The organism is Paenibacillus sp. FSL R5-0407 (assembly GCF_038009185.1).
GTDB classification, from domain to species: domain Bacteria; phylum Bacillota; class Bacilli; order Paenibacillales; family Paenibacillaceae; genus Fontibacillus; species Fontibacillus vini.
The window spans coordinates 1,740,884-1,761,455 of the sequence record NZ_JBBPAX010000001.1; the positions used below are offsets into that span (position 1 = coordinate 1,740,884).

At 50.2% G+C, this 20,572-nt stretch carries 21 protein-coding genes and 3 tRNA genes; 7 read left to right on the forward strand and 17 right to left on the reverse strand.

Annotated elements, in window-relative coordinates:
- The first annotated feature begins 17 nt into the window (after positions 1-17).
- Positions 18-935 (forward strand): ROK family protein, encoded by a 918-nt coding sequence (locus NYE70_RS08515; protein ID WP_341045677.1) that lies wholly within the window; start codon positions 18-20, stop codon positions 933-935.
- Positions 936-955: 20 nt separating this feature from the next.
- Complete coding sequence (manA, locus tag NYE70_RS08520) at positions 956-1,906, forward strand: mannose-6-phosphate isomerase, class I (RefSeq protein ID WP_341045678.1); 951 nt, start codon at positions 956-958, stop codon at positions 1,904-1,906.
- A 90-nt stretch (positions 1,907-1,996) separates the two neighbouring features.
- Here the strand turns inward: manA and NYE70_RS08525 are convergent, their stop codons facing one another.
- The 6 genes from NYE70_RS08525 to NYE70_RS08550 form a co-directional block, all read right to left on the reverse strand.
- On the reverse strand, positions 1,997-2,515 hold the full coding sequence (locus NYE70_RS08525) for a DinB family protein (RefSeq protein WP_213653875.1): 519 nt from the start codon (positions 2,513-2,515) through the stop codon (positions 1,997-1,999).
- Between the two features lie 27 nt (positions 2,516-2,542).
- Positions 2,543-2,755 (reverse strand): DUF3006 domain-containing protein, encoded by a 213-nt coding sequence (locus tag NYE70_RS08530; protein ID WP_290407980.1) that lies wholly within the window; start codon positions 2,753-2,755, stop codon positions 2,543-2,545.
- Positions 2,756-2,762: 7 nt separating this feature from the next.
- Positions 2,763-3,536: a ComEC/Rec2 family competence protein gene (locus NYE70_RS08535; RefSeq protein ID WP_341045679.1), complete on the reverse strand. Its 774-nt coding sequence runs from the start codon at positions 3,534-3,536 to the stop codon at positions 2,763-2,765.
- A gap of 276 nt (positions 3,537-3,812) precedes the next feature.
- Entirely contained in the window at positions 3,813-6,053 is a 2,241-nt protein-coding gene (locus NYE70_RS08540; protein ID WP_341045680.1) for an Ig-like domain-containing protein, read from the reverse strand.
- Positions 6,054-6,184: 131 nt separating this feature from the next.
- Positions 6,185-6,859 (reverse strand): uracil-DNA glycosylase, encoded by a 675-nt coding sequence (locus NYE70_RS08545; protein ID WP_211020211.1) that lies wholly within the window; start codon positions 6,857-6,859, stop codon positions 6,185-6,187.
- Positions 6,860-7,021: 162 nt separating this feature from the next.
- Positions 7,022-7,107, reverse strand: a tRNA-Leu gene (locus NYE70_RS08550).
- Between the two features lie 132 nt (positions 7,108-7,239).
- Here NYE70_RS08550 and NYE70_RS08555 point away from each other — a divergent pair.
- On the forward strand, positions 7,240-7,395 hold the full coding sequence (locus NYE70_RS08555) for a hypothetical protein (RefSeq protein WP_341045681.1): 156 nt from the start codon (positions 7,240-7,242) through the stop codon (positions 7,393-7,395).
- Positions 7,396-7,479: 84 nt separating this feature from the next.
- On the opposite strand, the gene NYE70_RS08560 is transcribed toward NYE70_RS08555, so the two are convergent.
- Entirely contained in the window at positions 7,480-7,737 is a 258-nt protein-coding gene (locus tag NYE70_RS08560; RefSeq protein WP_341045682.1) for a WGxxGxxG family protein, read from the reverse strand.
- Positions 7,738-7,884: 147 nt separating this feature from the next.
- On the opposite strand from NYE70_RS08560, the gene NYE70_RS08565 reads away from it, so the two are divergent.
- Positions 7,885-8,676: a PhzF family phenazine biosynthesis protein gene (locus tag NYE70_RS08565; RefSeq protein ID WP_341045683.1), complete on the forward strand. Its 792-nt coding sequence runs from the start codon at positions 7,885-7,887 to the stop codon at positions 8,674-8,676.
- Here the strand turns inward: NYE70_RS08565 and NYE70_RS08570 are convergent.
- Positions 8,673-8,894 (reverse strand): phage holin, encoded by a 222-nt coding sequence (locus NYE70_RS08570; RefSeq protein ID WP_341045684.1) that lies wholly within the window; start codon positions 8,892-8,894, stop codon positions 8,673-8,675. The genes NYE70_RS08565 and NYE70_RS08570 overlap by 4 nt on opposite strands.
- Positions 8,895-9,022: 128 nt before the next feature.
- Complete coding sequence (locus NYE70_RS08575; RefSeq protein WP_341045685.1) at positions 9,023-9,475, reverse strand: ASCH domain-containing protein; 453 nt, start codon at positions 9,473-9,475, stop codon at positions 9,023-9,025.
- 112 nt (positions 9,476-9,587) lie between these two features.
- Between NYE70_RS08575 and NYE70_RS08580 the strand changes: the two genes are divergently transcribed.
- Entirely contained in the window at positions 9,588-9,926 is a 339-nt protein-coding gene (locus NYE70_RS08580) for a L,D-transpeptidase (RefSeq protein ID WP_213653865.1), read from the forward strand.
- A gap of 108 nt (positions 9,927-10,034) precedes the next feature.
- Positions 10,035-10,706: an SOS response-associated peptidase gene (locus NYE70_RS08585; protein ID WP_341045686.1), complete on the forward strand. Its 672-nt coding sequence runs from the start codon at positions 10,035-10,037 to the stop codon at positions 10,704-10,706.
- A gap of 87 nt (positions 10,707-10,793) precedes the next feature.
- Here NYE70_RS08585 and NYE70_RS08590 read toward each other — a convergent pair.
- The 8 genes from NYE70_RS08590 to NYE70_RS08625 form a co-directional block, all read right to left on the reverse strand.
- A tRNA-Ile gene (locus NYE70_RS08590) sits at positions 10,794-10,867 on the reverse strand.
- Between the two features lie 22 nt (positions 10,868-10,889).
- Positions 10,890-10,963 (reverse strand) — tRNA-Met (locus tag NYE70_RS08595).
- A gap of 56 nt (positions 10,964-11,019) precedes the next feature.
- A complete protein-coding gene (locus tag NYE70_RS08600; protein WP_211019763.1) occupies positions 11,020-11,184 on the reverse strand; it encodes a hypothetical protein in 165 nt (54 codons plus the stop codon).
- 103 nt (positions 11,185-11,287) lie between these two features.
- On the reverse strand, positions 11,288-12,793 hold the full coding sequence (locus NYE70_RS08605; RefSeq protein ID WP_211019764.1) for an ABC transporter substrate-binding protein: 1,506 nt from the start codon (positions 12,791-12,793) through the stop codon (positions 11,288-11,290).
- Positions 12,790-13,683 (reverse strand): ABC transporter ATP-binding protein, encoded by an 894-nt coding sequence (locus tag NYE70_RS08610; RefSeq protein ID WP_211020215.1) that lies wholly within the window; start codon positions 13,681-13,683, stop codon positions 12,790-12,792. The genes NYE70_RS08605 and NYE70_RS08610 overlap by 4 nt, the downstream gene beginning before the upstream one ends.
- A gap of 61 nt (positions 13,684-13,744) precedes the next feature.
- Positions 13,745-16,657 carry an ABC transporter permease gene (locus tag NYE70_RS08615; RefSeq protein WP_211019765.1) on the reverse strand — a complete coding sequence of 971 codons (2,913 nt, stop codon included), beginning with the start codon at positions 16,655-16,657 and terminating at the stop codon, positions 13,745-13,747.
- Complete coding sequence (locus NYE70_RS08620; RefSeq protein ID WP_211019766.1) at positions 16,657-17,754, reverse strand: efflux RND transporter periplasmic adaptor subunit; 1,098 nt, start codon at positions 17,752-17,754, stop codon at positions 16,657-16,659. The genes NYE70_RS08615 and NYE70_RS08620 overlap by 1 nt, the downstream gene beginning before the upstream one ends.
- Positions 17,717-18,553, reverse strand: a complete 837-nt coding sequence (locus tag NYE70_RS08625; protein ID WP_211019767.1) for an ABC transporter ATP-binding protein — start codon at positions 18,551-18,553, stop codon at positions 17,717-17,719. Before NYE70_RS08625 ends, NYE70_RS08620 begins: the two co-directional genes overlap by 38 nt.
- 288 nt (positions 18,554-18,841) lie before the next feature.
- Here NYE70_RS08625 and NYE70_RS08630 point away from each other — a divergent pair, with 288 nt between their 5' ends.
- Complete coding sequence (locus tag NYE70_RS08630) at positions 18,842-20,395, forward strand: S-layer homology domain-containing protein (RefSeq protein WP_341047553.1); 1,554 nt, start codon at positions 18,842-18,844, stop codon at positions 20,393-20,395.
- Positions 20,396-20,572: the final 177 nt, after the last annotated feature.

Sequence of the window (20,572 nt, forward strand, 5' to 3'; positions counted from 1 at the left end):
TCTGGAGGTAATAACTTTTGAGTTACGCAGTTGGCATTGACATCGGAGGTACGAAAACCGCCATCGGTCTCGTCGACCAAAGCGGGCAGGTCCTTGCAAAGAACACGCTGCCCACAGATCAATCCGTTGCTCCATCCGAAATGGTGGACCGGATCGCGGCGGCCGTCAAACAGCTCGCTCAGGCGGCCGGAATCAAGGAATCGGATATTCTCGGCATCGGCATCGGGGCCCCCGGGCCGCTGAACACCAAACTTGGCCAGATCACGGAACCGCCGAATATGCGGGGATGGTGGGGCTTCCCCATCGTTGAGTCCTTCAAACGGCATTTTGAACTGCCGATATCGTTTCAGAATGACGCCACGGCCGCAGCTTTGGCAGAGAAGTGGATCGGCGCCGCTAAGAATGCCGAAAATTTCGTCTACATCACGATCAGCACGGGCATCGGCGCAGGTATTTATAGCCATGGCAAGCTGATTACCGGTGCAACCGGAAATGCCGGAGACGTCGGTCATTTGGTGGTCGATCCTACAGTCGGTACTTGCGTTTGCGGACAGCAAGGCTGTTGGGAATTCGTAGCCTCGGGCACGGCCATCGCCAGACAAGCCAGCGAGCTATTGGGACGCACCGTCACCTCGAAAGAAGTGTTCGATTTGGCCTTGAACGATAAAGATCCCGACATGGAACGGCTGGTCAATCAGGTGTTCCGCAATATCGGCATCGGCTGTGTCACACTGATCAACACGCTGGACCCCGAGTTGCTTGTGATCGGCGGTGGCGTGTCGCAAATCGGAAGCCCGTTGTTTGACACTGTAAAGGATTATGTCTCACACCATGCCCTGAATCCTTCGGGTCGCAATACACCGGTCATTCCGGCAGCTTTACAGCAGGAGGCCGGCCTGATCGGCGCGGCGGCTCTTGTTCATTTGAATTATTAATACGAGGAGGAACTTTATCCATGAATCAACCTATTTTTTTGGAACCCGTATTTCAAGAACGAATCTGGGGCGGTACCAAGCTGCAGCAATTGTTCGGCTACGAAATTCCTAATGACCGCACGGGCGAGTGCTGGGCGATATCCGCTCATCCTAACGGCCAAAGCGTTGTTAAGAGCGGCCCATATCAAGGCCTGAAACTCGGCGAGCTGTGGAATTCCCACAAAGAGCTGTTCCGTTCGGATTCCGCCGTATTCCCCTTGCTCACCAAAATTTTGGATGCCTCTGACGATCTTTCGGTCCAAGTCCATCCGGATGACGAATATGCGGGCAAACACGAGAACGGCGAGCTGGGCAAAACCGAGTGCTGGTATATCGTCGATGCCGAGCCGGGAGCCGTCATCATTTACGGACATGAAGCCAAGTCGAAGGAACAGCTCGTACAAATGATCGAGGACGGCGAATGGAACGATTTGCTGACCCAGGTCCCTGTAAAAGCCGGAGATTTCTTCTACGTGCCGAGCGGTACCATTCATGCGTTAGGCAAAGGAATCGTGGTCCTGGAAACCCAACAAAGCTCGGACACGACTTACCGGGTATACGATTATGACCGCCGGGATAAAGACGGCAACCTGCGCGACCTCCATTTGGAGAAAGCCATTGACGTTACATCCATTCCTCAGGCGTACGAGCCGGTCCAATACAGCAGTAAGGAATCCGACGGACTGTCCGTGACTACCTTTGTATCCAATTCCTTCTTCACCGTGGAAAAATGGAACGTAACCGGAACCGCAAATGTACCGGCTAATGAGAAATATACGATTTGCAGCGTAATTGAAGGCCAAGGCAAGCTCTCCGTCGAGGATCAGGAATATTCGCTGGCTAAGGGCGACCATTTCATCCTGCCGGTCGATTTCGGACCTTTCCAAATCGAGGGCGAACTCATGCTGATTATTTCTCGCGAAGGCGAGTAAAAACGAAACTTCCTTCTCATATAAAAAAGACGCCCAAGCTGTCTACGGAGACAGCCGGGCGTCTTTTTTGAGTTGACTTAATTCAGCAGTTTAACGTCGCAAATAACGTTCCTCAATGATATCAAAATGATGAATGGAATGACCGGCGATAATATAGGCCAGTGCCCGTGCCGATCCCGGATGGTCGCTAAACGTGCCGATACGTGCCCAAGCTTCGTCATCGAGCTGCCGAATCAGAGATAGAGTCGCGATCCTTACGGCAGCAAAATCCTGCAGCAAAGCGTTTACCGTCTGGCGGTCCGCATGCGCATGGCTCACAAACAGATTTTCCTCAAACCCTGGCAGCGGCGTCGTATCGCCCCGGGCAATCCGAAGAAGGCGGTAGCTCATAATGCGTTCCGTATCCGAAATATGCCCCAGCACTTCTTTAAGACTCCATTTCCCTTCCGCATACCGGTAGGATCCTTGTTCCTCCGTAATTTGCCCCAGCCGCTGAATCACTTCGTCAACCTGTTTTTCCAGAAGGGAAGGCAGATTATCTTCCGGTACCTTTTGAATATAAGGTTCGAAATGTACTGCATATTCCCCCGCTTGCGGTTTTTCCAACATCGTTCATCTCTCCCTTTGTTTATGTAGTCAATCTTCCCAAACTTCATCCATCAACTTTCCGATTTGCCTTGTTCGGTCTTCGGTCTGCTTCAGATCCGGTATCCACTTCTCTCCGTTCCAAACCACGATATCCCCGGCCTTTGCTTTTTCATCCATCTGCTGCCGCGGAACATCCTTCGTCTGTCCATCGATCTCGAGAATGCAGAAATCCCCTTCGAAGCCCTCCACAATCGCCTGCATAGGCGGTTCACCTCTCTGTCGTGATCTCGTAGTTTTGTCCATCCGATGCAATTTCGATCGTCCCCTGCAAGTCATTCCGATAAACCTGGACTCCGTTTTTGTTCAAACGATTCAGAATTTCCTGTTTGGGGTGACCATAAGAATTGTCTCCAACCTGAATTACGGCAAACTTCGGAGATACCTGCTGCAAAAAAGAAAGCGACGTGGACGACTTCGATCCGTGATGCCCTACAAGCAGTACATCAGCCCGTAAGTCCTTGCCTGAAGTCATCATGGCCTTCTCGCTCTCGCGTTCGGCATCACCCGTCAGCAAGAAGGACGTTCCGCCATAAGACACTTTGAGTACAGCGCTCATGTTGTTGCTGTCATCGCTAGCTTCTACCGGAGCAAGCATCTCTACCTTTACCTCGTCATCCCAGTCTAGGCTGAGGCCGCTTCGGGCGCTCTTGACCTTAAGACCTTTACTCCGAATCGATTGGAGCAATGACTCGAAGGTCTTCGTGTTGCTCTGGATTTTCGGCATGTAAATGGCGCCAATCTCATGATGATCAATCACGGCATCCAACCCGCCGATATGATCCGCGTCAGGATGCGTGCCCACCATGATATCGATCTGATCAACGCCAAACTGCCTTAAGTAATCCAGCATTTGCTGCTCCATGTTGTTATTGCCTGCATCCACCAGCATCGTCCGTCCCGAAGGGCTGATCAGCAGTTGTGATGCGCCCTGGCCGACATCCAGAAAAATGACGCGAAGCTTGTTCCCGGACGATGAGGACACAGGAGACGAACCATTGCCCCCTTGAACTGAAAAATCCCCCAGATTTAAAGCACATCCGGATAACAAAGACCAAATAACAACCGTGCAAATTCCCGTTAAAATACGTGTCCGCCAAAAACTTTTACGTCTAATCATAGATGATTTAATTCCTCTTCCTCTTCCTAAAATCCCTTTTTTATACTATAGCACAGGCAAGCCGCTGCGTTACAGTCATAGATGGCAAATAAAAAGACAGCCCGCCTTCATATTGGAAGGCAAGCTGCCGTAACTTGAAATCTATTTGACCGTTACTCTAACCGTAACCGTCTTCCCGTCATACACGCCTTTAATTGTAGCGCTGCCTTTGGCAACCGCTTCGATTTTACCTGCCGTAACTTTGGCCACGGAAGGCTTCGAGCTTGTCCAAGAAGCACTACCTGTTACGGTAGACTTCTTGCCGTTGTCATACTCCGCCGTCACAACTACCGTTTTTGCGGAGCCTGGCGCCAGTTTCAAACTCTTCTCATCCACGGTAAGCTTCATCAGCTTCGGTACTACGCTGACCTTCACGCTTACGTCATACCCCTGGTAAGAGCCTTTAAGCGTCGCGGTACCTTCCGCCACAGCTTTAACGGAAGTCGAAGAGATTGTCGCTACCTCCGGATCGGAAGATTCCCATCCTACTTTGCTTGACAGATTCACGGTTTTTCCGTCTTTATAGAATCCGGTTACTTTAATTGCCTTGGTCTTCTTAACATTCAAAGTGATATTGACCGGATCAACGACGACCTTGACGATCTTTTGTTCGATCGTAACCGGAATGCTGATCGTCTTGTTCGAGTACGTTCCTTTCAGGGAAGCCGTACCTTTGGTCAGTCCTTTAATCACTTTTCCGGTAGTCGTCGTTTTGATGACGGCATTGGAACCCGAGACACTCCATTCGATAGAATCGGATATGCTTGCCTCTTCTCCGTCTTCCCAAACAGCGTTCACTTCAGGAAGCTTCGTTTCTTCTCCGATAACGATGCTAAGCTTCTCGTCTTCCGTGATCAGCGCCAGCACCTTTTCCTTTACGGTAAGCGTTACTGTAATTTCCGTACTGCGGATTTGCGCCGGCGAGGTTACTCCCGTCTCCGGCAGCTTCGCGGTCAAGGTTACCGTGCCTTTATCTTCCGCAACGATCTTGCCGTCTTTGATTTTGGCAACTTCTTCATTGCTTGACGTCCATTTTACTTCCTTGCTGAAATCCACTTCTTCTTCATCCAGCTTCGTTGCCGTTACTTTCGGCAAACTGATCGATTCGCCCTTAAAGAGATCCAGTTCCTTCTTCTCAATAGCCAACTTGGTGATCGTCGGGTTCACGGTAACTTTGAAGGACTTGCTGATCCCTTTATAACTTACCTTAACCGTAGTTGTTCCAGCCGTCTTGGCGGAAATGTCCCCGCCGGAGACTGTAGCCACAAGCGGATTGGAGGAAGTCCAGGTCGCATCCGAACTCACGATAACCGATTCGTTCACGCCGCTTCTAACTTCAGCGTCGACTTCCAGCGTCTCGCCGATGAACATCGACTGATCGCCGGAAGGATCAAGCAGAATAGCTTCAAAAGGTGTACGAACATACACGTCGGTTTGAGCTTTTACGCCGAGATAATCGACGGTGATCGTTGTTTTACCAACGGTCAGTGCCTTGATTTTACCCTTCTCGACCGTAGCAACCGCCGTATCGGATGAAGTCCAATTCGCTTTATCGCTCACGTCCGACTTGGAGGTGCTGTCGCTAGCCAACGTGGATTCCGCCTTCAACGTAGCTTCGCTGTCGCCAACGACCAGCTCGATATCCTCGGCAGGCAGTTCCTTAACTACGTCATCGCTGCCTTTAACGAGATATTTCAGTGTCAATTCGGAATAAGGCGAGCTAACGGTAGCTTTGTAAGTCGCCGTAAGGCCTGAATATTTCGCGGTAATGGTCGCCGTTCCTTCGCCTACAAGGGTGATTTGCCCTTTCTCAATGGTCAGGACGCCGGAGTTGGAACTGGACCAGTCCGTATCCGCGGATACGTCCTTCGTAGCGCCGTCAGAGCCTTCGATCGCGGCCAGCGCTTTTACGGTCAGGTTTTTATCGCTGGTCCCCAGCATGTATTTCCCTTTTTGGGAATATTCGAGCGTTAATTCCTTGTAGGAATCTTTTGCAGTGACTTGAATGCTGGACTTAGGGCCTTGTGCGTGATCCGCCCAGATCGTTACCGTCCCCGCTTTTAACGGTGTCAAAAATCCATTCGTTACTTTAACGATTTCGCTGTCACTCGATGACCAGCTTACCGCATTCGTCAAATCTTTCTTTACGGTGGAGCCTTCGGTTGTTCCCCATACTTTAAGCTGTTTTGTCTTGCCTACCGTAAGTTCAACCGTGGTTCCCGAACCCTCGATGTCAATCGACACTACATCGCCGGTTGCCGCAAATGCGCCGCTTGGAAATGCTGCGGTAAGCAGCAGTACCATCGCCAGGAGCCAACCTGTCATCTTCCTCTTAGCAGTCATTCATTTCTCTCCTTTAATTCCATCTTTGCCGGAAAACCTTCCTTTCCGGGCCTATGCGTTTTATATCGGTTTTTAGGATATTTTCAGTAACCTTTTTAGCCAAAAACGAGACCTTGGTCCTATTAATATTTTTAATCCTCCGTCATATTCGCCGACCAATCGATGGGTGCTTCCCCCTGCTGTTCCAAAAAAGTATTCATTCGCGAAAACGGACGGCTTCCGAAGAAGCCTCTTCTTGCCGCCAGCGGGCTGGGATGTGCCGAAGTTATAATTTCATGCCGGGTCGTATCGATCATCTGCCCTTTTTTCTGGGCATGGCTCCCCCACAGCACAAACACAACCGGCCGTTCGCGGCGGTTCAATGCTTCGATCACGGCATCCGTAAATCTCTCCCAACCCTTTCCCTGGTGGGAACCGGGCTGTCCGTCCCGTACCGTCAGCACTGTATTCAGCAGCAGCACTCCCTGCTGCGCCCATGGCGTCAACGTTCCCGTCGTCGGAGCCGGGCAATCGAGATCGGTCGCCAACTCCTTATACATATTGCGGAGCGACGGAGGAATCCGGACTCCCGGCAGTACGGAAAAGCTGAGCCCATGCGCCTGACCCGGTCCGTGGTATGGATCCTGTCCCAAAACAACCGCCTTCGTATCTTCATAGCTTGTCAGCTTCAGCGCCTGGAATAAAAACTCCCTAGGCGGATATACTGTGTGCTCCTCATATTCCCCGTCAAGCCAGTTCATCAGCTCTTTAAAATAGGGCTTGCCCAATTCTTCCTTAAGCACCTCGTCCCAATCGTTTCCGAACATCATCCAGTCTCCTCCCCGGCTGTTATTGAAAATAAATTCACGTATCAATTAAGATTACAACAGCATTTTACCACGTTAGTAGATGTCAGACGCGATAAAAAAAGAAAAAGGTCACAAAACGGCGCTTTCGCGCAGTCTTGCGACCTTTAACTCTTTCATAGATGCCGAGGACCGGGATCGAACCGGTACGGTAGTCACCTACCGCAGGATTTTAAGTCCTGTGCGTCTGCCAATTCCGCCACCCCGGCAAGGGTGATCGAGAAAAATTCCCGTAGGTATGATTATATACGGAAATTCATTTAGATTCAACTCTTTTTATTTTCATGAAACTAACCACCTGTGGATAGACTAAGCTTTATCCTTAAATGGAGGGAAACGCAATGGAAATTTCAACGGATAAATATAAGGTAGCCCCGCTGGATAAGGGCGCCGAGGCGGTTGTCATTATCAAAGAGGCGGAAGAATCCCTTAAGCGTATGACCGGTGAGAAAATCACGTTGATCGCCTACGAAGAAACCGAGAAGGAATACAGGTAATGCCGACCGGCTCCTGGCGTCAAAACAAAAGGCTTCCATATTGGAAGCCTTTTTGTTCGATGTGTCATTACCAAGTATGGACTCCTAAGAACGGTCGGTTTCTCTTCTCCGCATACCGGCAAGACCGAGCAAGCCGATCAGACCGAGCCATCCCCAATTAGAGCCGTTATTGTTGCCGTTCACCGCGTGAGCCCGGACTTTATTCGTCGAATAATTGCCCCCGGTCGTGTTGTTATTATTCATATCGCGGACGTTCGTATTGTTTCCATAAGCCGAAGCGGGCAGAACCAGCACTGCGGAAATCAATGCTGTAACGAGCATTGCGGTCAAACTCTTTTTCAAAGGAAGGCACCTCCTGAATTAGTGACTACATCCCGTAAGTTTCCCGAGAATCAGGACCTTTATGCGGCGGGTAATTTCCTCTGTTCTATTTTGAAAATATGTTTTATGCTGTTTTATTAAAAGCTGCAGAATTGGAGGAGAACAATAATGAAGTACTATGTGGTGGATGCATTTACGGATCAAATATTTAAGGGTAATCCGGCTGGTGTATGCGTTGTGGACGAGTTCCCTGATACTTCGTTCATGCAAAGCATTGCCTACGAGAATAACTTGTCGGAAACCGCCTTTGTCGTGCCTCGTGACGGGTATTTTGACTTGAAATGGTTTACGCCTGAGCTTGAAATGGATCTTTGCGGACATGCGACATTGGCAAGCGCTTATGTGGTTCACCATTATGTCTATCCCGGTCTGATGGAGATGAATTTCCATACGTTGAGCGGTATATTGAACGTCGTAAAAAAGGAGGACCTCTTTGAATTAAACTTTCCTGCCCGAATTTCGGAAAAGATCGACTCCTTCCCTTTGATCGAGGAAATTTTGGGAGCAGCGCCGATTGAATTGTACGCAACCCGGAATCAGGGGGGAACTCGTTACTATGCCGTGCTTGCTGCGGAGGAACAGGTCGAACAGTTTGTACCCGACTTCGAGCTAATAAAAAAACTGCCGCAATCCTTCGGGCTGGTCATTACCGCCAAGGGAAGCAGCAGTGATTTTGTTTCAAGATTTTTCGCTCCCCATGCCGGAGTTAATGAAGATCCCGTAACGGGTTCCGTACACTGCACACTCATTCCTTACTGGTCGGAAAAGCTCGGAAAGAACAAGCTGCTCGCCAGACAACTATCCAAGCGGGGCGGAGTTCTCTATTGCGAAAATCTTGCGGACAGAGTCTCTATAGGCGGGCACGCCGTACTTTACTTAGAGGGAAATTTACAGATCTAAAGATTATAGCCCTTTGAATCCGGCTTGGTCGGGTTTGAAATAATGCCAAGTGTCGCGAGGATTCCAAGTAAAATATCGACAGCCGTTAAAATCTCCTGTGCCATCACGTCCGTCAATATAAAAAGTCCGGTTAAATGACCGATCAACTGGATAAGCAATACAACTTGCGAGGCCACACTCACCCAAAGTGCATAATTCCGCCACCGTTTCTTTTTCATACTCGTTCCCCCTTTTGATATGACCATTTTTAATATATATGCGCCCTATCGGATTTTTAATATAAACGAAGTTATGAAAAAAAAGAAGAACCGTCCGGATAGATCCGGTCGGTTCTCTTCTATTCATATCAGATTAGGGCCTCCCAAGTCCATAGCCCTTGTCTCCCCGTAGCCGGAACCGGCTCGGGCAGCCGCTGAACATGACTTAATTCCCAAGCATATCGCCCATCGCTGTAATCTCCGAAGATTTCTTCTTGCTTTCCTATAGATGTTTCCTTTGAAATGTCAGGTCTATCGTAACTTAAGAGAATTTCTGTTTCCGAAGATCGGGAAACGGACCAGCATTCCTCGAGCCTGCATATCGCAACAATGGCCCCGGTCGGCAAATTATCCTCATTATATCCGTGCTTGGCAAGCACGCTGCGAAAAGGTTCCAATCGACATACCTTCTTATCGATTTTCTTTCCTGCATGGATCGCCAGCTCGCCCCGATAAGCTATCTTCCAACTGCGGGTCTCGAATTTTTTCTGTTCAAGAGCTATAAGCGTAGCCCAGGGTTGGTGTATAGTAATGGCTTTCAATCCGTCCCCTCCTAACCTGCATAGACTTCCAAAACACATACTATATCATTTCGCCCAATCAACTCTAGCCTAATTATCATACATTAAATGCAGAAAAGGAGGCCTGACGAAAATGCCTAATTACCGAATCATCGTTGACCTGTCCGATCGAATGCTCTATCTACTGGATAATAATACTGTTGTACGGGGATTCCCGGTGGGTATCGGAACTATGCTGACGCAAACACCCGAGGGAGTCTACACGATTGTCAACAAGGCGCCTAATCCAGGCGGACCGTTTGGAGCGTACTGGATGGGATTATCTAGGCCTCACTATGGTATTCATGGAACTAATGATCCCACATCAATCGGAAAACAGGTTTCCCACGGATGTATTCGCATGCACAATCAGGATGTCATTCAACTGGCGAATCTTGTTTCCATCGGAACGAGCGTTACGATTCGACAATAAAAACTAGCTGTACTACTAACTCTACGGTTTGTTCAGCTAATAATTACTTGTTTTTCTCTTTCCTCTGAATGGTTACAATAGACATAGTAACCTTAAGGAGGGACGGATATGTGCGGACGGTATACGATAACAATCCCACTCGACGAATTAATCATTCTTTACCTCATTGAGAAAGCTACGACTGCCAACTATAAACCATCATATAACGTCGCCCCGATGCAGTATGTTCCTGCGGTGGTGGCTGGAAATAACGGTAATCGACTCGGGGAGCTGCGCTGGGGCCTCGTTCCGTCTTGGTCCAAAGACCCGAAAATCGGAAGTAAAATGATTAACGCAAGGGCGGAAACCCTTACGGAAAAACCGGCATTTAATCGCTTACCATTATCCCGCCGCTGTATTGTTCCAGCCGACGGGTTTTACGAATGGAAGCAAGACTCAGGAACGAAACAACCGTACAGAATTGTTCTGCGTGATGAGAGCGTATTTTCCTTCGCGGGCTTGTACGATATATGGGCGGATGAAGACGGAAATAAACTCGCAACTTGCACGATCATTACGACGGAGCCGAACTCCCTTATGGCAGATATTCATAACCGGATGCCGGTTATATTGCGCAAGGAAGACGAAGGCGAATGGCTAGCGCGCGATAACCACGACGAATCCACGCTTTTGCGCCTGCTACGACCTTATGATGCGGATAAAATGCGCGCCTACCCCGTGTCTGCAACTGTCGGGAATGTCCGGAATAACTCCGAAGAGCTCATTAAAAGCATCATATAACCGCTAGAATACCTTGCATGACTCAGCATCCATATCAACTTCAAAACAAAGCAAAAACCCCTTGCTACGCAAGGGGTTTTCAAACTATGGGCCCTGAGGGACTTGAACCCCCGACCAATCGGTTATGAGCCGACCGCTCTAACCAACTGAGCTAAGGGCCCGGATTCCAGGAACTAAAATGGATTGCGGGGGCAGGATTTGAACCTGCGGCCTTCGGGTTATGAGCCCGACGAGCTACCGGGCTGCTCCACCCCGCGTCAGTAAATAGCGACAATTAATAATATACACTATTTAAGCATACTACGTCAAGGGTTTATGGAATAAATCGTACGCCGTATTTCCCTCTTCGGGAACGAAATATTTCTATTACCCTCATCTCGTCGAATCCGTAAATCCATCCATCATGCTCCAGTCTCCGGGCCAGGCAGCCTGCTTGAAATTTGGTTCTGTACAATTTATTAAAGTAGATCCAGCGCATACCCTAAACTCCTTTCTTTATAATAGGTATGATCTCCACCTTATCTATAGATTACCCAAAAACACACAAAAAAAGCCGCCGAAACAAATCGGCGGCCCTGTTATTAATATCTGATATTTCCTGATTCGTCAGGAACGAACGGAGTACCGTCCTCCTGGAACTGTGTTTTCGGATTAAGCTTAATTTCTTGAAGCATCTTATTCCCCTTCTCCGCCCATTCCTTGAGCGCTTCGTCAGGGGTCTTCTTATTCTCCAGCACCTGTTGGAAATAGGTCCGGCCCATATTGGTGACGTTGTAAAGTCCCGGCTTATCGGCCATCATCTTATCGTCCTTAGGATTGGTTGGCGGAAGCGGCTTGAGCAGATAGAACGCCTGGATGTTATAAGACAGCCCTTGTTTCGGCTGAATGTAAGACTTCCGCGACACCATTTCATACGTATTGCTCCGCGATTTCAGCTTAGCGTACTCTTCGCCGTTAATAAACTTGATATAATCCCATGCAGTATCGGCATTCGGAGCGCTGCTGTTGATCGAGAACGTATTGCTCAGATAAATGTTTCCGCCCACGTCCGGTTTCTCAGGATGAACCGGTACAGTTACTACGTCCCAGTCCACAGGCGTAAAGTTTTTAATTTTAGAGGCATTGTTATTGGCGTCCGCAACTTCATTCACATAATTGCTTTCCCCAATCGTCATAGCCACTTTCCCGGACAAGAACAAGTCGCTGCTTACCGCTGTCCATACTTCGTTGTCGTTCATGCCGGAGTTGCTGTCAGGAATGATCTTATCTTTAGCCAGCTTGCTGATTGTCTCCCAAACTTTAACCCATTGCGGTGAGCTGACCGTCATGTTTTCCGCTTTATCGTCAAACGTCTTCAATTGCAAGCCGCCGACATAGGTATACTGCATATCCCAGAACGGGTCATTGCCTTTGTAACGGTTAAAGGAGAAGCCGTATACGCGATCTTTACCTTCGCCTTTAGCGACCAGACGGGCTTTCGCAAAAATATCGTCCCAGGTCGACTTATCGGTCGGAGGTTCTACGCCAGCATCCGTAAAAATCTTCTTGTTATAATACAAGGCTGAGGATGAGAACGAAGGCGCTAATGCAAAGATGTTGCCTTCTCCCAAATCCTTGATCCCGTCAATAACGGATGGAACATAATCGGTCGTATCAAATTTATCCTCTTGGATCATCGGATCAAGCTGCTTCAACAAGTTTTCTTGAATCAACTGCTTCAGCGTACCGGTATCGGCCACAACGACGTCCACCGGATTGCTGCCGGTCATAATCTTCTTCATGCTCTCCAGGTAATCCGGCTGAACATACGGTTCTGTTCCGTCGTTATATCTGTATTGGTTGTTATCAACCGCCGGAACGATTTCAATTTTAATATTTTTGTTCGTATACTCGAAAATATCCGTGTACTGCTGACGGAACCAGGAATCATCCGTACTTCCGTACAGCACCCCGATGCGAAGTACCTTCTCTTCTTGTTTGTCCGCCGCTTTGCCGCCGGAGCAGCCTGCCAGAAGCCCCAGTGTCAAAGCAGCAGCCAGAGATACCGTTACAGCCTTGCGCAGTTTCCCAAATCCCCTCTTCATCATGACTTATCCCCCTCCAGTGATTTCGGTGCAGTAATTACGATCTTCTCTCCATCAAATTCCATGCTCGCGCGACCGCCGATGCCCACGGCTTCCAAATACTCCTTAGGCACCTGAAGCCGTCCAACCCGATCGACTACGACAAACGCTTCATGCACTTCTTGCAAACCGCCGCCCCCGAATCCGGGATCTGCGGCCGCCAAATCCAGATTCGGATTCCGCTTTACAAATTCCGTGCTCGTTAAGCCGTCGCGAATCGCAACGACACGGTCCACTTTACCCGCTAATGTGAGGTCATGGGTAACGATGACAATCGTTATTCCAAGCTCCCGGTTTACCTTCCGGAAAATCGACATGATCTGGTCGGAAGTAGCGGTGTCTACCGAGCCGGTAGGTTCGTCGGCCAGCAGCATTTTCGGCTTGTTGGATAGCGAGATTGCGATGGCAACGCGCTGTTGTTCACCGCCGGAAAGCTGATGCAGCTTGTTATGCATCCGGTCCTTCAATCCAACCCATTCGAGCAATTGTTTGGCATATGCGCGATCCAGCTTGCCCGTCAGCAGCATGGGCATCTCAACGTTTTCCAGTGCCGATAAATACGGCAGCAGGTTACGGGCATTGTTCTGCCACACGAAGCCGACGGTATTGCGTTTGTATTCCACAAGCTGATCGTCGCGGATCTTGAGCAGATCCCAGCCTCCGACGCTCACCTGCCCGGCGGAAGGCCGGTCAAGGCCTCCGAGCATGTTCAGCAGCGTAGATTTACCGCTTCCGCTGTTGCCGATGATCGCCATCATCTCTCCCTGCTCCACCGTCAGATTTAGACCTTGGAGCGCGACGACCTCAATTTCGTCGGATTTAAAAATTTTGACAAGTCCCTCACAGCTAATCATAGGTTCGGTTGAGTTCTTGTCAGAATTTTCATTCACGTTGTCATCCATGTTGTCACTCATCTTACCGCTCCTCTCCCATCTTCACGGCTTGATGCACGCGCAGACGTCTGATTTGCCAGAACAACAGGCCGGCCCCCATGATCAGCATCACGAGTACGACCACGTACAGCTTCATCGTATCCGAAGAGTTAAAGATGATGCGGAACGGCGGTACCTGGGTCGTTACGTTATCCGTCGTTTGCAGGAACGGCAGATACAGCTTGCCGGCGACTTTCCCGATCACGATCCCTAATATGATCGAAAGTCCTGCGGTCAATATTTGCTCGGTCAGCAGCATGAAAGTCAGCTGCTTGCGCGATAGTCCCATCGCGCGCAGGATCCCGAATTGCACTACTCTGCCGGAAAGATTAAAGAACCAATACAATACATAGCCGATCAGCGATACGATGACCGATACAATGAATCCTAAGCTTAGAATCCCGAAGACACCGCCGCGGGTCGGATGCTTGCTCTGAGCAGCCAGTTCGCTGCGCACATCCTTGACGGAATACAGCTCGACATCCTGTTCGGCCAGCTTTGTAACAAGCGGAGCCACTTTGGCGTCTGGTTTCATTTTCAGCCAAACCTCATACGGAACGAGCGGGGATTGATCGTAAATATAGTCCAGATTGGCTATAATAAACGGCTTCTCGTCCGGGTATTGGCTAGGCCAGTACGGAAGAATACCATATACCGCAAATTCCAATGAAGCTTCGCCCATGGAGACTGTAAATACATCGCCCGGTTTAAGCTTATATTTCTCAGCCATATTCGACGGCACCAGCGCGGCGCTCTCGTTCATCCCCAATAAATTCAAATACTGATACGGATGTGCCGGGAATAAATCGTTTCGGAACCAGGCCACCTTCGCAAAATCGACATTATCGATCCCCATAATGTTGCCCTGGCCCGCGGAACGGCCGGAAATAATGATATTGCCTTTGGTTTGCAGCACGCGTGCGGCATGCTCCACGCCTTCAAGCTTACGAAACACCTCAAACGGCGGCTCCGAGTAAATCAGTTTGGTCGGCTGTTGACCGCCGCCCTGGCCTCCACCTTGGCCACCGCCCTGTCCGCCGCCACCTTGGCCGCCTCCAGCTCCGCCTTGGCCGCCGCCCGAACCTGAACCGCCTTGACCGGAGCCGCCTTGCTGCGGCTTTTTGGTCATTTCGGGAGTTGCCTCCCAAACGGTTTGCATGACTACGTCAGCTCCGTATTTGTATAGCGTCCGTTCCGTCGAGTTCAGATCGATCGTCCGAGCCGCGGAGGCGTTATACACCCCGAGCCCCAGTGTAAGAACAAGCAGAATCATCAAAGGATAATAGGAAGCTGCAGACCGTGACAACTGCGTCAAACTCAAATAGTACGGTACCGGAAGCCATTTTTTGCCGATCCACCCGATCAGCTTCAGCAGCCACGGGAAGACACGTAAAAAGAATAAGCCAATCGAGAAAATAGCCAACGCCGGTACAAAAAACAGAAACGGCTGCACTTGGAGCTCATCCGTGGTCATCCCGGTCTGGAACGTCAGCATTTGGCGTTCGACGAATAAATAATATCCGTAACCGGCAACTCCCATCAACACGATATCGATGAACCACTTCTGCCATCCGGGACGCTGATCCGACCGCGCTTGCTTCTGCTTCGCTTTTACAATGGAAGCACGGGCATAGGAGACCGCCGGAAGCAGCGTCGCCAAGATCGCGATAATAACCGCGGCAGCTCCCAACAGCAGCGCATCGGAGTTAAATCCAACCGGAATCGACTTCCGGTTGACGAAAGCCAGGAAGCCGTCGGCGGAGCCGATGCTCTTCGACATAAACCAGCCGAGCAACGGCCCGGCGATCATGGCGACCGCCCCCAAAATCAAGCCTTCCAGCAAATAAATGAAAATAATCTGTTTGGTGGATGCCCCCCGGCTTCGCAGTACGGCAATGTCGCTTTGCTGTTTATCCAAGGACTGGCGGGCGTTCATAACGATAAAATAAAACACCATGGCAATCATCGGTGCCGCCAGCGTAAACAACAGCGTTTGCATTTGCAGGCTCTGCTTCCGGAAGTCGTTCAGCAGACTGCCGAACGAAATATCCACTTTTGTATCTTTCAGTTTCTGGTAAAGTTCAATATTCAGCCGATCCAGCGTGCTCGACAACGACGAAAGCTGACCCGTCTGAATTTCGCGCAAATCGAACGCATAGTACCAGCTTGAATTATGAAGCGGAACGTTTAATTGTTTCAGGATACCGTCGTTAAATGCCGCTTCACCGACGTAAAACGTGTTCATCATGCCTTCCATGCCTTGATACCAATAGGCATCCGTATCGTCCAGCGGCTGGAATGCCCCGACGATTTTCACCTTGAGCGTAACATCGACTCCGCTGTATACCGGGTATTCCATTACATCCCCGATATGCAAATCCTGCCGGTACATCGCTTCTTCCAGCATCATGGCTTCGATCATCGGCCCATCGGCTTTATCGGCGAACAATTGCCCCCCTGTCACCGAAACGTGATCTTTCAAGCCGCTCATGGAGGAAATGCTCATGGCTCTGGTCCGGCTGGCGTCAACCTTCGTCGGATCTTCGGGATAAACCTCCGTCCCGCGGATCGAACGTGTATTCACATAACTTTGAAACGGAAACCCGATTTCTTTCGGAACCCCGTCAACGATATATTGATTCACCGCTTCAAGCCCGGCGAGATCCGTCTTTGCGCCTCCCGGGGCCTGGTAGCTCATAATCAGGGAGCCTGCCGGAAGGCCTTCGCTCTCCGCCTTCAGCGTGCTCGACACGACCCGTTTGAGCGAGCCGTCCGAATACATCGGTATGCTGACCGTAAACGAAACCGCGACGATCAGACCGAGTAAGGTGCTGAGCGTCAGCCATTTGGTGTTCCACATTTTGCGGAACAGCAATCGTAATAGAGGAACACCCATTAGCGACCCACTACTTTCTGCCCCGGCGTAAGCCCCTTAACGATTTCAACGTCCGTCGAGGTTTGCAGTCCAACCTCCACGTCGGCTTCGCGCTTCGTCCCGTCTTCTTCGATCACCTGCACGTAAGTACGCGATCCGATCGAGCGAAGTGCGGATATCGGGATCAAAACGGCGTTTTCTTTCCGCTGCGTTACGATGGATACGCTGAGCTGACGCCCGCGCTCCACGTCCTGCGGCCATTTATCAAGCGAAACGATCAAATACTTATCAATCGAATCCTTCTCGGGCGGCGTTCCGCCAATCCCCCCGCCGTTTCCATTGTCCGAGGAGGTCGTAGCGACCGGCATTACTTTGACCTTGCCGTCAAACGTTCCCGCCGCATTGATATCTACCTTCGCCTTCATGCCTACGGAAATCTTCTCCAGATCTTCCTTGGCAAAAGAAGCGGCCACAACTAATGAAGAAGTGTCGGAAATGATTCCGAGCGATTCATATGCTTTTATGGTGCCGCCCTTTTGGGCGCTCATCGAAACGATCGTTCCCGCAAACGGGGCTCTCAGCGTACCGTCCGCGATTTTTTGCTCCAGATCGACCAGTTCCTGACGCTGCTCTTCAAACACGATGGACGCTTTTTCAAAATCGATTTCGCTCATTTCATCCTTTGTGCGCAGCGTTTCCTTCATCGTCAATTCCTGTTGCCGGAAGTCCAGCCGCTTCTTGCGGAGGTCCTTCTGCAAATCCTTCACATCCAGAACGACCAGGACATCGCCCTGGGCTACTTTATCGCCGGCTTTGACCTTGACCTCTTGAATATGAAGTCCGTCTTCCGTAAAATAAAGCGGTTCTTCCCGCTGGCTCATCAGCTTGCCAACCGCGCTGACGCTGAGCTCGATCGTTTCCGAACGAACGTCGTATTCCGGCTTTTTCGAGATCGTAGGCGGCGTAATGACCGGAAGGACCTCTTCCTCATCTTCATTCGGAAGCAAGCCGCATCCTGTAGAAGCGACGACAGCAAGACAAAGAGCTAGCAGCCCCAGCGTCCGACCGATCCCCCCTTTCCTAGCCGATAAATTTTCCATCCACCATTTCGTAAACATGGTCCGCTACCTCCAAGATTGTAGGATCGTGTGTAGTCATACAAATTGTCATATGCTCCGTATGTATGATGTTTTTGAATACAGCCATGACCTGCGCGCCCATTTGGGAATCCAGGTTGGCCGTCGGCTCATCCGCCAATAACAGTTTAGGCCGGTGCGCAATCGCTTTGGCGATCGCCACCCGCTGTTGCTCGCCCCCCGAAAGCTCGAACGGGCGGTGAAACATCCGTTTGCCAAGCCCGACCAGCTCCAGGCAATGGGTTACACGCCGCTTCCACTCTTGAGGAGGAACGCCTGCCATCCTTAGCGACAGCTCGACATTTTCCCAGGCGGACAATAACGGCAGCAAGGCGTAGGCCTGAAAAATAAAGCCGATCTGATTGCGGCGAAGCAGCGTTCGTTTGTCATCATTTAATTGATGCAGCGCTTGCCCTCGAAACAATATTTCACCTGATGAAGGCTGGTCGAGACCGCCCAGCATATTCAGCAAAGTTGTTTTCCCCGAACCGGATCTCCCTTTCAGCATGACCAGTTGGCCAGGCTGTACTTCCATATTGATGCCTTTCAGAACATGAATCTCTCCACCGCCAACGGGAAAAGAACGATGAACATCCCGCACGGACAGCACGGGCCCCTTCTCCATTTCCTGTATTTCAGTGTGATCAATCTCAGGGACGTAGCCGCCCTCATCGATTTCATCTTCCAGAAGTTCTGCCGCTGCGCCGGCTTCTTCCGCTGCTGCGGGTTCGACGGGCGCGGCCTCATCGGTTTTAACTGGTTTGCGAAGCCATCGCATCATTGTGTATCGGTCTCCTAATTTCATTTTATAAATGCCAAGACGGTACGGGTCGGACGAAATCGCTTCTATGTATCCATCACGTCTTGCATTATAAACGAAAATTCATACCAAAAAGTTACAAGAAATTTTACGATATTGATATTTTTATTTCCATATTTTTTACACTGATGTAATCTGCTATTTTTTGATAGTATTACGAAGATTGCTATATTCAGTGGAAAAGAGGGGAGTACGATCAAACCGTTAAAAACAGCGATTCTCCTGCTCGCACTTCTATCACCTTCTATCATCCAACCGCAAACCTACGTTGCCGGTAAGGAATTTCCTTTTAATGACATTGGGACAAGCTATGCTAAAGAGACTATTATTCGGCTTAATGAACAAAAAATTATGAACGGTACCTCGGACAACGTATTCTCCCCCGCCAAGCCGATTACGCGCGCGGAATTTATAATAACCGTCAATCGTATACTGGGACTCGAATCGGTCTCATCGTCCGTTCCCGCCTATAAAGACGTTGCAAAAGGAGACTGGTTCTACTCCGGCGTCCAAGCGCAGACCGAACTGGGACTTACCGAAGGAAAAGGAGACGGTACCTTCGCCCCTTTTCAACCGGTTACAAGACAGGAAGCGGCTGTGTGGATCGTCCGGATTCTAAACGAGCAGGCCTCGGGCACCGGTACGGGATTAAATTACGGATATAAAGATGCGGACTTGATTGCACCATGGGCTCGCCCTTATGTCGCCGCCATGTCCAAGCTTGGACTGATGGAGGGGAGCGGCGGCCGCTTTAATCCCGTCCAGTCGTTGACCAGACAGGAAACCGCAACGATTCTGGACCGTATACTTCAGAACGATGCCTGGTCCCGTAAATTATCGGCTAAGGCTCCCGCCGCTATCCAATTGGGTTGGCAATATGACCAAACCGATGAGCAGTTCAAACAATCGGTCCTGAAATCGAACGTGAATGTGTTGTCGCCAAGATGGTTCTTTTTAAATGAGGACGGCAGCATCTCCGATCACAGCGATGCCAATCTATCCGCTTGGGCCAAAAAGAACGGTAAACAGGTATGGGCCATGTTCGGCAACCGTCTCAACCAGGAAAACACGCATTCCCTGCTATCCTCCGGCGAGAAATCGGCAGCCGCCATTGCCAAAATCAAAAGCCTAGCCGTGAAGAGTGGGTTGCACGGGATTAATCTGGACTTTGAAAATGTAGCTGCAACCGATGGGAGGGCCTTCACAGCGTTCGTCTCGGAGCTGGCCCGGCAGCTTCACGCCAACGGGATGACGCTGTCCGTCGACGTATCTCCGGATCTCGGAACCGATTGGACCGAAGCCTTCGATTATGCTTCTCTCGGTAAGATTGCAGACTATATCGTACTGATGGGCTACGATGAGCATTGGGCCGGCGGTCCTGCCGGCTCCGTCTCTTCGTTGCCTTGGGTTGAATATGGACTTGAGACACTGCTGAAGCAAGTGCCCGCCTCCAAAGTCATCCTGGCCCTGCCCTTGTACGTCAGGGATTGGACAGTGGATAGCAAAGGAAACACGATAAACTCGGAGGACCTTAGCTTGGGAGAACAATTTCAACGGATCGCGCGTTTCGGCGTCAAACCGGAGTGGAACAGCCAACTCGGCCAATACACGACCAAATACTATTCATCGGCTGCGCACAAGATCTGGCTGGAAGATTCCCGCTCTCTGACCCAAAAGTACACGATGGCGCTGGAAGAGAACATAGCGGGCTTCGCCTACTGGTCTATCGGAGGAGATACGCCCGAAGTTTGGCCAGCCCTGCGCAATGCCGCTAAATATTCGGCGATCAAGTCACAGAGATAACACTACACATAGTACAAGCCCGCTGGGGAGACCCTGCGGGCTTGTTTGGCTTTTGTGCTAAGATAGGACGGGGAACTGTTTCGAATTGAAACTGAATTAAAATTGGTCTGAAATTGTAAGTCTGATATGAGTCTGAAACGAATTTGAAGCTAATCTGAACCGAGCATACCGAAGCTC

Excerpts from the sequence above, each read along its gene's own strand:
- manA (WP_341045678.1), top strand. The coding sequence starts at position 956 with ATGAATCAACCTATTTTTTTGGAACCCGTATTTCAAGAACGAATCTGG.
- NYE70_RS08525 (WP_213653875.1), bottom strand. The coding sequence starts at position 2,515 with ATGTTGGAAAAACCGCAAGCGGGGGAATATGCAGTACATTTCGAACCT.
- NYE70_RS08530 (WP_290407980.1), bottom strand. The coding sequence starts at position 2,755 with ATGCAGGCGATTGTGGAGGGCTTCGAAGGGGATTTCTGCATTCTCGAG.
- NYE70_RS08540 (WP_341045680.1), bottom strand. The coding sequence starts at position 6,053 with ATGACTGCTAAGAGGAAGATGACAGGTTGGCTCCTGGCGATGGTACTG.
- NYE70_RS08545 (WP_211020211.1), bottom strand. The coding sequence starts at position 6,859 with ATGTTCGGAAACGATTGGGACGAGGTGCTTAAGGAAGAATTGGGCAAG.
- NYE70_RS08555 (WP_341045681.1), top strand. The coding sequence starts at position 7,240 with ATGGAAATTTCAACGGATAAATATAAGGTAGCCCCGCTGGATAAGGGC.
- NYE70_RS08565 (WP_341045683.1), top strand. The coding sequence starts at position 7,885 with ATGAAGTACTATGTGGTGGATGCATTTACGGATCAAATATTTAAGGGT.
- NYE70_RS08570 (WP_341045684.1), bottom strand. The coding sequence starts at position 8,894 with ATGAAAAAGAAACGGTGGCGGAATTATGCACTTTGGGTGAGTGTGGCC.
- NYE70_RS08580 (WP_213653865.1), top strand. The coding sequence starts at position 9,588 with ATGCCTAATTACCGAATCATCGTTGACCTGTCCGATCGAATGCTCTAT.
- NYE70_RS08585 (WP_341045686.1), top strand. The coding sequence starts at position 10,035 with ATGTGCGGACGGTATACGATAACAATCCCACTCGACGAATTAATCATT.
- NYE70_RS08600 (WP_211019763.1), bottom strand. The coding sequence starts at position 11,184 with ATGCGCTGGATCTACTTTAATAAATTGTACAGAACCAAATTTCAAGCA.
- NYE70_RS08605 (WP_211019764.1), bottom strand. The coding sequence starts at position 12,793 with ATGATGAAGAGGGGATTTGGGAAACTGCGCAAGGCTGTAACGGTATCT.
- NYE70_RS08610 (WP_211020215.1), bottom strand. The coding sequence starts at position 13,683 with ATGATTAGCTGTGAGGGACTTGTCAAAATTTTTAAATCCGACGAAATT.
- NYE70_RS08615 (WP_211019765.1), bottom strand. The coding sequence starts at position 16,657 with ATGGGTGTTCCTCTATTACGATTGCTGTTCCGCAAAATGTGGAACACC.
- NYE70_RS08620 (WP_211019766.1), bottom strand. The coding sequence starts at position 17,754 with ATGTTTACGAAATGGTGGATGGAAAATTTATCGGCTAGGAAAGGGGGG.
- NYE70_RS08625 (WP_211019767.1), bottom strand. The coding sequence starts at position 18,553 with ATGATGCGATGGCTTCGCAAACCAGTTAAAACCGATGAGGCCGCGCCC.